Raw genomic sequence first — 12,618 nt, 5'->3', positions numbered from 1 at the left:
GCACGCTCAGCCCGCCTTCGCCTCACCGCCCGCGCCGAACAGGACCCGTGTCAGCGACTCGTGTGTCACCCCGCGGTCGGCGAGGACCTCGGCGCAGATGCCGGGACGGACGGTCAGCGCCAGGAGTATGTGCTCGTCGCCGATGTGCCGGTCGCCGTGGGCGACGGCGGTGCGCAGAGACGTCTCCAGGATCCGCTTGGCGCCCCGGCCGAAGCTGCGGCGCCCCGACCACGAGCCCGTGTTCCTGCGGTCGCCGGACATCGCCCCGACGCCGTGCACCGCCTCGACGCGGGCGACGATCTCCGAGACGTCGATCCCCAGTCCGGCGAGGGCATCGGCCTCGGACCGGGACAGCCCGGCCCGCCGACGGGCCTCGGCCACCGCCTCCCGTACCGACTCCTTGCGTTCACCGGTCACCCCGAGCGACATGAGTAAGAACGAGACGCGGCTGCCCTCCCGGTCGAGCAGCGCGAGCAGTATGTGCTCGGGCTCGACGGCCGGCGCCCCTGTCCGTTCCGCGTGTTCCATCGCCGCCTGCACCACCGCACGGGCGTCCTTCGTGAACCGTTCGAACATCAATGCCTCCCGTACTTCTTGTGCACGGCCTGCCTGCTGACTCCGAGTTCCGCGGCGATCTCCTGCCACGACCAGCCCTGATTGCGCGCACTGCGCACCTGCACCGCCTCCAGCTGCTCCAGCAGCCTGCGCAGTGCGGCGACGGCGCGCAGTCCGACCCGTGGATCGCGGTCGCCCGCGCGCTCGGCGAGATCCGTTGCTTCGGTCATGATGTCAACTTACGTTGACACATCGGACCCTGTCAACCCTGATTGACAAATGCCGACGGCCGGCCCGAAGCCGGGCCGGCCGTCACATGTCCTGACAGGGAACGTCAGCCGTTGGTGAGCACGATCTTCCCGAACTGCTCCCCCGACTCCATCCGTTCGAAGCCTTCCCTGGCCCGGTCCATGGGCAGAATCTCGTCGATGACGGGACGTACCCCCGTCGCGGCACAGAAGGACAGCAGGTCCTCCAGCTCGTCCTTGGTGCCCATCGTGGAGCCGACGACCTTGAGTTCGAGGAAGAAGATGCGGGTCAGCTCCGCATGCGAGGGCCGGTCACCGCTCGTCGCACCCGAGATGACGAGCGTGCCGCCCGGCTTCAGCGACTTCACCGAGTGCGACCAGGTGGCGGCGCCGACGGTCTCGATGACGGCGTCCACGCGCTGCGGCAGCCGCGCCCCCGACTCCAGCGCCTCGACGGCACCCAGTTCCACGGCCCGCTTCCGCTTGGCCTCGTCCCGGCTGGTGGCGAAGACCCGCAGCCCCGCCGCCTTCCCGAGCACGATCGCGGCCGTCGCGACGCCGCCGCCGGCACCCTGCACGAGGACCGAATCGCCGGGGCGCACGCCCGCGTTGGTGAAGAGCATGCGGTACGCGGTCAGCCAGGCGGTCGGCAGACAGGCGGCCTCCGCGAAGGAGAGCTCCTTGGGCTTGGGCAGGATGTTCCAGGTCGGCACGGCGACCTGCTCGGCGAACGTGCCCTGGTAGTGCTCGGTGAGGATGGAACGGGGTTCCCTGGGGCCGACGCCGTGACCGCTCTGCCCGATCACGGAATGCAGGACGACCTCGTTGCCGTCTTCGTCGACACCGGCGGCGTCGCAGCCGAGGATCATCGGCAGTTTGTCCTCGGGCAGGCCCACGCCCTTGAGGGACCAGAGGTCGTGGTGGTTGAGGGAGGCGGCCTTGACGTCGACGACACTCCAGCCGGGCCGGGCCCCGGGAGCGGGCCGGTCCCCCAACTCGAGGCCGTTCAGTGGCTGGTCACGGTCGATTCGGGCAGCATAGACGGCGAACATGACCTTGACGATAGGCGGCACACCACTCTGACGGAACCGCAGGGCTCTGTGACACACACCCTCTTGCACTACAAGCCCGTCCGGCGTTTGAGGACGAGGCCTTTCGGGCCGACGGGGGGTCTGGGGGCACAGCCCCCAGGGCCACAAGCCCCCACGGACCCGCACCCGCCGACGGCGAACCCCACCCACGGCAGACGTCCACCGCGTCACCCCCACCCTCCGAACGGGCGGACCGGCCTGCGGGCAAAGAAAAATGGCCCCGCCCAACCGGGCGGGGCCACCAAAGCCGACGCCACGTCAGCGCCGAGCAACACCCTCCGCACGCGCCGCAGCCGCAACAGCCGCCGTAACAGCCGGAGCCACCCGCTCGTCGAACGGCGACGGAATCACGTAATCGGCAGCGAGGTCGTCCCCGACAACAGCAGCCAGCGCCTCCGCCGCCGCGATCTTCATCCCCTCCGTGATCCGAGAGGCACGAACCTGCAGCGCGCCCGCGAAGATGCCCGGGAACGCCAGCACGTTGTTGATCTGGTTCGGGAAGTCGGACCGCCCGGTCGCCACGACCGCCGCGTACTTGTGCGCGACGTCGGGGTGCACCTCGGGGTTCGGGTTGGCCATGGCGAACACGAACGCGCCCTCGGCCATCGAAGCCACCGCGGACTCCGCGACCGTACCGCCGGAGACGCCGATGAAGACGTCCGCACCCTCCAGAGCCGCCTCCAGCGACCCGGTGATGCCCGCCTTGTTGGTGAAGGAGGCGAGCTCCCGCTTGACGGACGTCAGGTCGTCCCGGTCGGCCGACACGACACCCTTGCGGTCGGCCACCGCGACATCCCCGATACCGGCCTCGACCAGCATCTTGGCGATGGCGACACCCGCCGCACCGGCGCCGGAGATGACGGCCCGCAGATCCCCGATGGCCCGCCCGCTCAGCCGCGCGGCGTTCCGCAGGGCCGCCAGCGTCACGACCGCCGTACCGTGCTGGTCGTCGTGGAAGACCGGGATGTCCAGCCGCTCCTGCAGCTTCCGCTCGATCTCGAAGCACCGCGGCGCCGAGATGTCCTCCAGATTGACGCCACCGAAGGACGGCGCCAGCCGCACCACGGTCTCGACGATCTCGTCGACGCCCGTGCAGTCGAGTGCGATCGGCACGGCGTCGACGCCGCCGAACTGCTTGAACAGAATCGCCTTGCCCTCCATCACCGGAAGGGAGGCCTCGGGGCCGATGTCCCCGAGTCCGAGCACCGCCGTGCCGTCGGTGACCACGGCCACCACGGACGACTTCCACGTGTAGTCGTGGACGAGCTCCGGCTGCTCGGCGATGGCGCTGCACACCTTCGCGACGCCGGGCGTGTACGCCAGGGACAGGTCGTCCTTGTCACGGACCGGCACCGTGGCCTGCACGGCCATCTTGCCGCCGCGGTGCAGCGCGAACGCCGGATCGAAGGAATCGAGGGGCTCGGCCCCGCCGTCCTGATCCGTATTGCTGTCGCTGCGAGGATTGACGATCTCCGCTGCCACTTTGTTTTACCCCTTAAGTCTTCAATGGTTGAGGGTGGGCCACTTCTGGTGAGAAGTGGGCGGGACCGCGCATGCCCGATCTATTGATGCGTACGGGTCATACGCGACGGGCGCGCCGCACACGCGCCCCGAGCCCCGGATGAGGGGTGTAAAGAACCTTCTTACCGGACGCACCGGGCCGAGGACGAGTCCAATAAGTGCAAGGTCACATCGCGGAACCCGAAGGTCACATCTCGGCTACAAGGATCGTCCTGAAATATATGGACACGTCCTCGACGAATCCTCGACCGGCGGTCGAACAGTGATCAACACCTCGGAGCGCAGGTCCGCATCCCGAGATGCGTCGCAGATCTTCCGGCCGGAACGCCGGATTCCCGCAGATGGTCCGGCCATGTTGTCCCGGCCTGATGCGGTTCGGGGGTCACCCGTTATCCGATTTTGACATGACGGGTCCCCTGAACGGGTGAGTCCGAATGGCAGGATGCGGTGAACCCACGAGGTCGCGACCACCCGAAGGTGAGTGTTCTCGTCGACCGATCGGCAACTCCACCCATCCGCCGGAGGAACCCACATGACCGCAAGCTCCACCCGTCGTACGACCGCCGCACGCACCCGTCTGGCAGCGGTCGGTGCGATCGCGGTCGCAGGCGCCCTGATCCTCACCGGCTGCGGTGACCAGACGGACAAGGGCGGCAGCGACAGCAGCAGCGCGGGCACGTCCTCGGCTCCCCTCGCCTCCAAGCTTCCCGCCGACATCAAGAAGGCGGGCGTCATCAAGGTGGGCTCGGACATCGCGTACCCGCCGGTCGAGTTCATGCAGAACGACAAGGCCGTCGGCATCGACCCGGACATAGCGGACGCCCTGGGCAAGCAGCTCGGGGTGAAGTTCGAGTTCCAGAACGGCAAGTTCGACAACCTGATCGTGGGCCTGCAGGCCAAGCGCTTCCAGGTGCTCATGTCGGCGATGAGCGACACGAAGGACCGCCAGAACGGCATCAACTCCGACAACGGCCAGAAGGTCGGCAACGGAGTCGACTTCGTCGACTACTTCACGGCCGGTACGTCGATCCTGGTCCAGAAGGGCAACCCGAAGGGCATCAAGTCGCTCGACGACCTGTGCGGCAAGGTCGTGGCCCTGCAGAAGGGCACCACGTCCGAGGGCATCGCCAAGACGCAGAGCAAGAAGTGTACGAAGGACGGCAAGAAGGCCATCGACCTGCAGACCTTCGACACCGACCCCGAGGCGCTGCTCCGCCTGAAGCAGGGCGCGTCCGTCGCCGACCTGAACGACTTCCCGGTGGCGGCGTACAACGCGAAGACCTCCGGTGGCGGCAAGGACTTCGAGGTCACCGGCGACCAGATCGAGGCGGGCCCGTACGGCATCGCCGTCGGCAAGGACAACGCCCAGCTGCGCGACGCCCTCCAGGCCGCGATGAGCGCGATCATCAAGAACGGCGACTACACCAAGATCCTGCAGAAGTGGAATGTCACGGACGGCGCGGTGACCGAGGCGAAGATCAACGGCGGCTCCTGAGCCACGCGCACCTCTGAAAGGCAGTCACCGTGACTGACACTGTCGACAAGGCTCCGGCGCCGTCCGTGCCGCCGGAGCAGATCAAGGCCATACCGGTGCGCCACTACGGCCGCTGGGTGGCCGGCGCCGTGGTCCTCGCCCTTCTGACGCTGATCGGCGTCGCCTTCTCCAACGCGAAGATCAACTACAGCGTCGTCCCGGACTACCTGTTCGACGCGGGCATCGTGAAGGGTGCCTGGACGACGCTGTACATCTCCGTGCTGGCCATGGTGCTGGGTGTCGCCCTGGGCATCCTCCTCGCCGTGATGCGGCTGTCGTCGAACCCGGTCACCAGCAGCGTGTCCTGGTTCTACATCTGGTTCTTCCGGGGCACCCCGGTCCTGGTCCAGCTGCTGCTCTGGTACAACATCTCGCTCGTCTTCCCCATCCTGAACCTGGGGTTCTACAAGGACGAGATGAACCAGGTGATGACGCCGGTCCTCACGGCCCTGCTGGGACTCGGCCTGAACGAGGCCGCGTACATGGCCGAGATCGTCCGGGCCGGCATCCAGTCGGTCGACGAGGGCCAGACGGAGGCGTCGCACGCGCTGGGCATGACCCAGGGCCAGACACTGCGGCGTGTGATCCTGCCGCAGGCGATGCGGGTGATCGTCCCGCCGACCGGCAACGAGTTCATCAACATGCTGAAGACCTCGGCACTGGCCTACTCGGTCCAGCTCCCCGAGCTGATCAAGAAGGCGCAGGACATCTCCAGCACCTCGCTGGCCGTCGTCGAGATGTACTTCGTGGCCTGCATCTGGTACCTGTTCCTGACCACGATCTTCAGCATCGTGCAGTACTACGTCGAACGCCGTTACGCCCGAGGTACGACGCGCAACCTGCCGGCGACGCCGTTGCAGAAGGTCAGAGCGAACGTGACCAAGATGAACTTGTTCTCCCTCTCCAACTGGCGGCGATGACCCATGACCCCGATGGTGAAAGCAGAGGGCGTACACAAGTCCTTCGGTCTCGCCCACATCCTCAAGGGCATCGACCTGGAGGTGAACCCGCGCGAGGTCTTCTGCCTGATCGGCCCGTCCGGCTCGGGCAAGTCCACGTTCCTGCGGTGCATCAACCACCTGGAGAAGATCAGCGCCGGCCGGCTGTACGTCGACGGCACCCTGGTCGGCTACCGGCAGAGCGGCGACAAGCTCTACGAGCTGAAGGAGAAGGAGGTCGCCGCGCAGCGGCGGGACATCGGCATGGTGTTCCAGCGCTTCAACCTCTTCCCGCACATGACGGCGCTGGAGAACGTCATGGAGGCGCCGGTCCAGGTCAAGCGCGAGTCGAAGGCGGTCGCCCGTGAGCGGGCACAGCGCCTGCTCGACCGGGTCGGCCTCGGCGACAAGACCGGCCACTACCCCTCCCAGCTCTCCGGCGGTCAGCAGCAGCGTGTCGCCATCGCCCGCGCACTGGCGATGGAGCCCAAGCTGATGCTCTTCGACGAGCCGACCTCGGCCCTCGACCCGGAGCTGGTCGGCGAGGTACTCGACGTGATGCGGGACCTCGCTCAGGACGGCATGACGATGATCGTCGTCACCCACGAGATGGGCTTCGCGCGCGAGGTCGGCGACTCGCTCGTCTTCATGGACGACGGCGTGGTGGTCGAGTCCGGCCACCCTCGCGAGGTCCTGACGAACCCGCAGCACGAGCGGACCAAGTCGTTCCTGTCGAAGGTTCTGTAAGCCGTACGGCGCATACGACCGGGGGCGGTACGGGGATTCCCGTACCGCCCCTTCCACATGCGCCGTCGACCGGCCGTTACTTGAGCGCCAGCAACAGTGTGTCCGCCGGCGAACACCAGACCGCCCGAGCCTCCCCGAACCCCTTCTCCCGCAGCACGCGCGCGTGCCACTGCGGCGAGGGCATGTCGCCGTCCGCGTGGTCGCCGTAGATCTCGAAGCGGCGGGCGGTCGGGCCGGCGAGGACGGGATCCTTCGCGGCGAGCTGCCACCACTCCGCCCAGTCCAGGGCGCCGTCCCGCATGGCCTGATCCATGCGGGCGTGGCGCAGGCCGCGCTCCGCCGCGTTGATCCGGGGCGTGGTCTCGTCGATCATGTGGTCGGCGTTCATGAAGACGCCGCCGTGGCGGACCAGCCCGGCGATCCGGCCGTACAGGGCCGCGAGGGGGGCGCTGTGCAGCCAGTGGAGGGCGGTGGCGGTGAGCACCGCGTCGTACGTCTCGTACGGGAGCCGCGTCGGCCAGTCCGGGTCCTTGAGGTCGGCCTCGACGAAGGTGACCCGGTCGTCGCCCTCGAAGGTGCCCCGGGCGATGGCGAGGAGCGCGGGGTCGAGGTCGATGCCGGTGCTGGTGGCGTTCGGGAAGCGGGCGAGCAGACGGGCCGTGATGCTGCCGGTGCCGCAGGCGAGGTCGAGGATGCGCGGCTCGGTCCCGACACAGGCCTCGACCATGTCGAGCATGATGCGGAACCGCTCCTCGCGGTCCGGCATGTACCACTCCTGCTGCCGGTCCCAGCTCTCCTGCCAGGCCTGCCAGTCGGTCCCCGTCGTACTGTTTCCGGTCGCAGTGGTTTCCGTCATGGAATCCCTCTCCCCTCGCCCGCGTAATACCCTGGAAGTACAGGCAGTCGTTACTTCTTCGCACCCACGACCATAGAGCGCCTTCGTAAGGACCACAAGTGGAACTGGCCTATTACTCGGACTATGCGGTACGACTCGTCAACAGCGAGGAACCGGCCCGGGGCAAGGACAACCTGACCTCCGTCGAGGCCGTCCGCGACCTGTTCGGCGGCAACGCGTCGGCGGCCCGCCGCGCCACCGACGCCGACGTCACCCGCTTCCGCTCGGTCAGGGCCCGGCTCCGCGCGGTCTTCGAGGCCGCCGACCAGGGTGACGAGACGCTCGCGGTGGACCTCCTGAACTCACTCCTGCTGGAGTTCCCGGTCAGCCCGCAGATCTCGGGCCACGACTTCCGGGACGACGACGGCCGCCCGCTGTGGCACATGCACCTGGCCGACCACCCCTCGAACGCGACCGCCGGCTACGCGGCCATCGCGGCGATGGGCCTGGCCTTCCACCTGACGGAGTACGGCGTCGACCGGCTGGGCCTGTGCGAGGCGGCGCCGTGCCGCAACTCCTACCTGGACACCTCCACGAACCGGTCCCGGCGCTACTGCTCCGACCGCTGTGCGACCCGCGCCAACGTGGCCGCCTACCGCGCCCGCAAACGCCTGGAGGCCGACCGGTCCGACAGCACGGGCCTCGCCGCCGACAGCACCCAGCGCGCGAGCGCGAACGGCGAGCGCTGATCCGCCTTCAGCGGCCGGTACCGAAAGCGCACCTTGCCGAGCACCAGATCCTCCGGGACGGTCCCGTAGTCCGTGCTGTCGCCGCCCGCGTAGGCGTTGTCGCCGAGCACCCACCAGCCGCCGTCGCGCCGCTCGGCGGCCCGCTTCACGACCAGCAGGTCCTGCTGGAACGGATGCCGCAGGACGACCACGTCACCTGGCCTGATCCGGGCGCCGTACTGCACCACGAGCCGGTCCCCGTGGTGGAGCGTGGGCACCATGGACGGACCGGTCACCTCTGCCGCCCCGAAGGGCAGCAGCGCCCGCCCGCGCTCGATCTCCTGCGACAGCTCCGGCATCCCCGGCACCTCCCCGGTACGTTCCTCCACCAGTCTCAGTCTGACCCCGGACTTTTGTCCTAAGCCCACGGGGGCACCCGCGAAATCCCCTCCCCCAGGGAGTAATGTCCCACCTGAGAAGACGATCACGAGGAAGGAACGCTCCATGCTTTCCCGCCTGTTTGCCCCCAAGGTCAAGGTCAGCGCACACTGCGACCTGCCCTGCGGTGTGTACGACCCGGCCCAGGCCCGCATCGAGGCGGAGTCCGTGAAGGCCGTCCAGGAAAAGATGGCCGCCAACGACGACCCGCACTTCCAGGCTCGCGCCACCGTCATCAAGGAGCAGCGCGCCGAGCTCGCGAAGCACCACGTCTCCGTGCTCTGGAGCGACTACTTCAAGCCCCCGCACTTCGAGAAGTACCCGGAGCTGCACCAGCTGGTCAACGACGCCCTGAAGGCCCTCTCGGCCGCCAAGGGCTCGACCGACCCGGCCACGGGCCAGAAGGCTCTGGACTACATCGCCCAGATCGACAAGATCTTCTGGGAGACCAAGAAGGCTTGATCTTTAATCATGCCTTCTGACCTGCGATTTCTTTGGTTGCAGCGTCTCCCAGTCCGCACCCGGTCCGCAGGCCGCCGAGAACGGCGTCCATGACGGTCCGGGTGCGGTCTTCTTCGCCCGGCCACAGGTGCGCGTAGATCCGCAGCGTGATGACGGCGGACGCGTGGCCGAGGACCATCTGGACCTGCTTGACGCTCGCTCCGCCGGCGATGAGGGCGGAGGCGTAGAAGTGGCGCAGGTCGTGGGTCACCATGTGCGGCAGCTCGACGGGCTTGCGGCCCTCGCGCTCGGCCGCCTCGTTCTCCCCCTTCTGCAGCTCCTTACGAGCGCAGTTCCATTCGGTCTTCCAGCGGCGGTAGTTGAGCGGTTCCCCCTCCTCCATCGTGAACAGCCACTCCTTGGAGGGTCGTGCGGCAAGGTGCGTGAGGAGTGCGTCGGTGACGACCTCGCCGACCGGCACCGTACGCCGGGACTTGGCGGTCTTCGGCGGACCGATCTTCCCGGACTGGAGGCGCTGGCGCTCGACGCGGATGGTGCCGGCCTTGAAGTCGACGTCCGACACCTTGAGGCCGAGCAACTCGCCTATTCGCAAGCCTGATCCGGCGAGGGTGACGATCGCCGCGCGGATGTACGGCGGCATCACGCGGGCCATGGCCTCGACCTGCGCGACCGTGGGCGGAGTGACCTCGTCATCCGGCATGGTCGGGAGGGTGATCCGGCGGCACGGGCTGGACGCGATGACCTTGTCCTCGACAGCCGCGGTCATGAGGCGTACGAGGACGTCGTAGACGTTACGCACGCTGCCGAGGCCAAGCTGCTCCGACAGGCTCTTGAAGAGCACCTGGAGGTCGTTGCGGCGTATGGCCGCCATGGCGCGGGCGCCAAGCGGCGGGACGAGGTGGAGCCGGAGCGCGTTGTCGGTGATCCGCTCGCCCGCCTCGCTGGCGATGAGCGACTCCTCCCACTTCTTCGCGTACTTCTCGAAGGTGATCCGTCCGGCCTGTGGGTCGACGTACTGGCCTGTGACGATGCTGGCCGTGACCTCGTCGAGCCAGCGCTGGGCGTCGATCTTCCGGTCGAAGTGGCGGGCGTGCTCCTTGCCGTCGAGGTCTCGGTAGCGGGCCCGCCATTTGCCGTTGGGGCGCTTCTGGATGTTCGCCTCGCGGGGGGTGGAAGCACCACGACCTCGGCCAGGAAGGCGCCGCCCAGCGCTACTACCAGGTCGGCTACCAGCTCGCCTGCGAAGCCGACCCACGCGGCCACGCCGCCTGGATGATGCGCGCCCTCGCCCATCAGGCACTGAGCCTCAAGCAGCCCCACCACTGCGTCGACCTCGTCGAAGGCGCCCTCACCCGCGGCCTGGGCCACGTCGACGGCCAGACCGAGGCGCTGTTGCACATCACCCACGCCCGCGCCTACGCCGCGGTCGGCGCGAAGCCTGCAGCGGCCCGCGCCCTGCTCGCCGCCGAAGACGCCCTCCTACGCGACGACGGGCCCCAGCCCAGCTACTGCCGCGTCAGCGGCCCGGCCGCCGGCACTGTCGCCAGCCACACCGCCCGCCCCCTGACCGACCTCGCCGACCACGTCGGCACCGAGCAACAACACCGCGACGCCCTGGTGCGCTGGGACCCCGAGAAGTACAAGCGCGTCCACGCCCTCACGCACGCCGACCTCGGCGACAGCCTCGCCGCCCAGGCCCGAGTCGACGAAGCCGTCGCCGCCTGGTCACAGGCCCTGACCCTGATGGAGGGCATGACGTCCGACCGCACCCGCAAAGCGATCACCTCGCTCCGCTCCACCCTCTCCATCTATCAGCGCCGCAAAGTGCCCGGAGCCGCCGAACTCGCCCGCCACGCACGCGAAGCACTGGCCTAAGCTGCCACCAACCGGCCGACGAAGGGACACAAGCCGTGGCTCAGCGGACAACCGACGACCAGCCCAAAGCCCTGCCACCCGCCCTCGAATCCATGACCCTGCTGGTCGCCGCCGTCATCGTCCACGACAAGGCCACCGACCGCGTCGTCCTCCTCCAGCGCAGCCAGAACGCCAAGTTCGCCCAGGGCATGTGGGACCTCCCCGTCGGCAAGAGCGAACCCGGCGAGCCCATCACCGAGACGGCAGTACGGGAGCTCTATGAAGAGACCGGCCTAACCGTGAAGCCGGAGTCCCTCACAGTCGCCCACATCATCCACGGCGCCTGGGGCGTCGAAGCCCCCAACGGCTTCCTCACCGTCGTCTTCGCCGCCCACGATTGGACCGGCGAACCCGAAAACCGCGAACCGCGCAAGCACGCCCAGGTCCAGTGGATCGACGCCGACGCAATCCCCGAAGACTTCGTGGACACCACCGCAAGTGCCCTCCACCGGTACCTTAGGGGAGGCCCGGAGGTCTCCCTCGACGGCTGGCAATAGAAGCGTCAAATGTGTGGCCTATCCACCTCATTGTGTTAGCCGCCATAAGATGCGGGGTGGTGTCGGAGCGTGTGCAGGGCCGCTACGCGAACCGGCTCCCTGATGCGCCCATCGGAGGGGCCCCGACGGTGGCGTCAGGATTCTGAGGAACAATCCCTCTTCGTCAACGCTATCAGTAGCGGAAATTTGCCTTCTCGCCGTCGCGGATCTAAATGATGAAAGGGGTAATGGTCTCCCCTTCTCCCAGGGGGTGGAGCTTGAGCGGTAGATCCCTGACAGCTCCGACGGCTTCCACTATTCTCTGATCGTCTGTGCTGTCAACAGCAGCAGCCTGCGCATCGAAGAGTTGGCCGAATTCAGCCCAGCCTTCGCCTGGCTTGAATTCGCACCGGAACCAGGGCTGATCAATGTCAACGAGGAAGAGGACACCAAGAGCTGTATCTCCGCTCTTCAGCTCCCACGACCGTGGCGCCACCTCTACGCCTTTCATGCGAAATTCAGCGGGACCATAATCCCTAGCGGCCCAACATATACACTTTGCCGCTCGACGCTTCTGCGACTGCCTTTCGCGAACTCACGGGGTTCATCGGCACGGCTTCGGCCACGGCGTGCGGAGACGGAACCGTGGTTAGATCACAGCTGTTTGCCTATTATTTCGGCTGCGAATTGAACGGCCTCCACCGGATCGCTTGTCAGGAACAAGCAGATGTCCTGAGTATGGGGCCACGCGAGAACGCGATATTCTCCATCTGCCGCCGAGATGGCAGGAAATTTGTCGGCAATATCACTAAACACGTCCGAATTAGAGAGGGTCAGCGACCACATCGAGATCGCTGGATACAGTGACCCCAGTATCGGATCAGCATGTGCCGCGGAGATGAGTTTCCACATCTCTTCCGTGAATACACCGTTTTGATCATGTGGTGGCTTGAACTCCTCGAGCAGAACCTTCCACTCTTCAGAACGTGTACGCATGGAGCCATCATGCCATATCTACGACGTGACGGCACTGGGGAGTCGTCGGCGGCGGTTCCCTTCGAGATGACCTCGGCGACGAACTCGACGTCCTGGTAGCGCCAGTGTCCCGTGTCGTCCTTCTGCGCCGCGTCG

Annotated in this window: 15 protein-coding genes and 2 pseudogenes; 7 read left to right on the top strand and 10 right to left on the bottom strand. The window is 67.3% G+C overall.

The genetic code is table 11. The annotated features are described in order from the left end of the window. Positions 1-6: 6 nt before the first annotated feature. The 4 genes from ACWDAG_RS34315 to ACWDAG_RS34300 all read right to left on the bottom strand — a co-directional run bounded on the left by ACWDAG_RS34315 (position 7) and on the right by ACWDAG_RS34300 (position 3,376). Complete coding sequence (locus ACWDAG_RS34315; RefSeq protein WP_450699451.1) at positions 7-576, bottom strand: Clp protease N-terminal domain-containing protein; 570 nt, start codon at positions 574-576, stop codon at positions 7-9. Continuing rightward, positions 576-785, bottom strand: coding sequence for a helix-turn-helix domain-containing protein (locus ACWDAG_RS34310; RefSeq protein WP_016437953.1), 210 nt, complete (start codon positions 783-785; stop codon positions 576-578). Before ACWDAG_RS34310 ends, ACWDAG_RS34315 begins: the two co-directional genes overlap by 1 nt. Positions 786-889: 104 nt before the next feature. Continuing rightward, complete coding sequence (locus ACWDAG_RS34305; protein ID WP_450699450.1) at positions 890-1,855, bottom strand: zinc-binding dehydrogenase; 966 nt, start codon at positions 1,853-1,855, stop codon at positions 890-892. Between the two features lie 297 nt (positions 1,856-2,152). After that, on the bottom strand, positions 2,153-3,376 hold the full coding sequence (locus tag ACWDAG_RS34300; protein ID WP_450699449.1) for an NAD(P)-dependent malic enzyme: 1,224 nt from the start codon (positions 3,374-3,376) through the stop codon (positions 2,153-2,155). Between the two features lie 571 nt (positions 3,377-3,947). On the opposite strand from ACWDAG_RS34300, the gene ACWDAG_RS34295 reads away from it, so the two are divergent. The 3 genes from ACWDAG_RS34295 to ACWDAG_RS34285 are packed head-to-tail and all read left to right on the top strand — an operon-like array spanning position 3,948 to position 6,634. Beyond that, positions 3,948-4,910 (top strand): ABC transporter substrate-binding protein, encoded by a 963-nt coding sequence (locus tag ACWDAG_RS34295; RefSeq protein WP_450699448.1) that lies wholly within the window; start codon positions 3,948-3,950, stop codon positions 4,908-4,910. Positions 4,911-4,939: 29 nt separating this feature from the next. Continuing rightward, positions 4,940-5,869 carry an amino acid ABC transporter permease gene (locus ACWDAG_RS34290; protein ID WP_450699447.1) on the top strand — a complete coding sequence of 310 codons (930 nt, stop codon included), beginning with the start codon at positions 4,940-4,942 and terminating at the stop codon, positions 5,867-5,869. A 12-nt stretch (positions 5,870-5,881) separates the two neighbouring features. Beyond that, positions 5,882-6,634, top strand: coding sequence for an amino acid ABC transporter ATP-binding protein (locus ACWDAG_RS34285; protein WP_450699446.1), 753 nt, complete (start codon positions 5,882-5,884; stop codon positions 6,632-6,634). A gap of 76 nt (positions 6,635-6,710) precedes the next feature. Here ACWDAG_RS34285 and ACWDAG_RS34280 read toward each other — a convergent pair whose 3' ends face one another. Further along, the gene (locus ACWDAG_RS34280) at positions 6,711-7,490 is read right to left on the bottom strand and encodes a class I SAM-dependent methyltransferase (RefSeq protein ID WP_450699445.1); all 780 of its coding nucleotides are present in this window, start codon (positions 7,488-7,490) and stop codon (positions 6,711-6,713) included. A 98-nt stretch (positions 7,491-7,588) separates the two neighbouring features. On the opposite strand from ACWDAG_RS34280, the gene ACWDAG_RS34275 reads away from it, so the two are divergent. Then, positions 7,589-8,218, top strand: coding sequence for a CGNR zinc finger domain-containing protein (locus ACWDAG_RS34275; protein ID WP_450699444.1), 630 nt, complete (start codon positions 7,589-7,591; stop codon positions 8,216-8,218). Here ACWDAG_RS34275 and sodX read toward each other — a convergent pair. Beyond that, on the bottom strand, positions 8,122-8,556 hold the full coding sequence (sodX, locus tag ACWDAG_RS34270) for a nickel-type superoxide dismutase maturation protease (protein WP_123970629.1): 435 nt from the start codon (positions 8,554-8,556) through the stop codon (positions 8,122-8,124). The two genes, ACWDAG_RS34275 and sodX, sit on opposite strands and share 97 nt — an antisense overlap. Positions 8,557-8,701: 145 nt before the next feature. Between sodX and sodN the strand changes: the two genes are divergently transcribed. Continuing rightward, positions 8,702-9,097, top strand: a complete 396-nt coding sequence (gene sodN, locus ACWDAG_RS34265) for a superoxide dismutase, Ni (RefSeq protein ID WP_007491258.1) — start codon at positions 8,702-8,704, stop codon at positions 9,095-9,097. A gap of 7 nt (positions 9,098-9,104) precedes the next feature. Here sodN and ACWDAG_RS34260 read toward each other — a convergent pair whose 3' ends face one another. Next, positions 9,105-10,250: a tyrosine-type recombinase/integrase gene (locus ACWDAG_RS34260; protein ID WP_450699553.1), complete on the bottom strand. Its 1,146-nt coding sequence runs from the start codon at positions 10,248-10,250 to the stop codon at positions 9,105-9,107. Between the two features lie 14 nt (positions 10,251-10,264). Here ACWDAG_RS34260 and ACWDAG_RS34255 point away from each other — a divergent pair. Next, positions 10,265-10,972 (top strand): annotated as a pseudogene (locus tag ACWDAG_RS34255) (tetratricopeptide repeat protein); the annotation flags it as partial. Positions 10,973-11,007: 35 nt separating this feature from the next. Then, positions 11,008-11,508 (top strand): NUDIX domain-containing protein, encoded by a 501-nt coding sequence (locus ACWDAG_RS34250; RefSeq protein ID WP_450699443.1) that lies wholly within the window; start codon positions 11,008-11,010, stop codon positions 11,506-11,508. Positions 11,509-11,716: 208 nt separating this feature from the next. On the opposite strand, the gene ACWDAG_RS34245 is transcribed toward ACWDAG_RS34250, so the two are convergent. From ACWDAG_RS34245 to ACWDAG_RS34235, 3 genes and pseudogenes are all read right to left on the bottom strand, one after another. Continuing rightward, positions 11,717-11,998 (bottom strand): hypothetical protein, encoded by a 282-nt coding sequence (locus ACWDAG_RS34245; RefSeq protein WP_450699442.1) that lies wholly within the window; start codon positions 11,996-11,998, stop codon positions 11,717-11,719. A gap of 143 nt (positions 11,999-12,141) precedes the next feature. Next, entirely contained in the window at positions 12,142-12,483 is a 342-nt protein-coding gene (locus tag ACWDAG_RS34240; RefSeq protein WP_450699441.1) for a DUF6193 family natural product biosynthesis protein, read from the bottom strand. A 40-nt stretch (positions 12,484-12,523) separates the two neighbouring features. Further along, a pseudogene (locus ACWDAG_RS34235) lies at positions 12,524-12,618 on the bottom strand (Uma2 family endonuclease); the annotation flags it as partial.

The sequence above is a fragment of the Streptomyces sp. NPDC001157 genome (assembly GCF_053598255.1).
The sequence above is the reverse complement of the archived record's forward strand: the minus strand, read 5'-3'. Positions and strand labels throughout refer to the sequence as shown.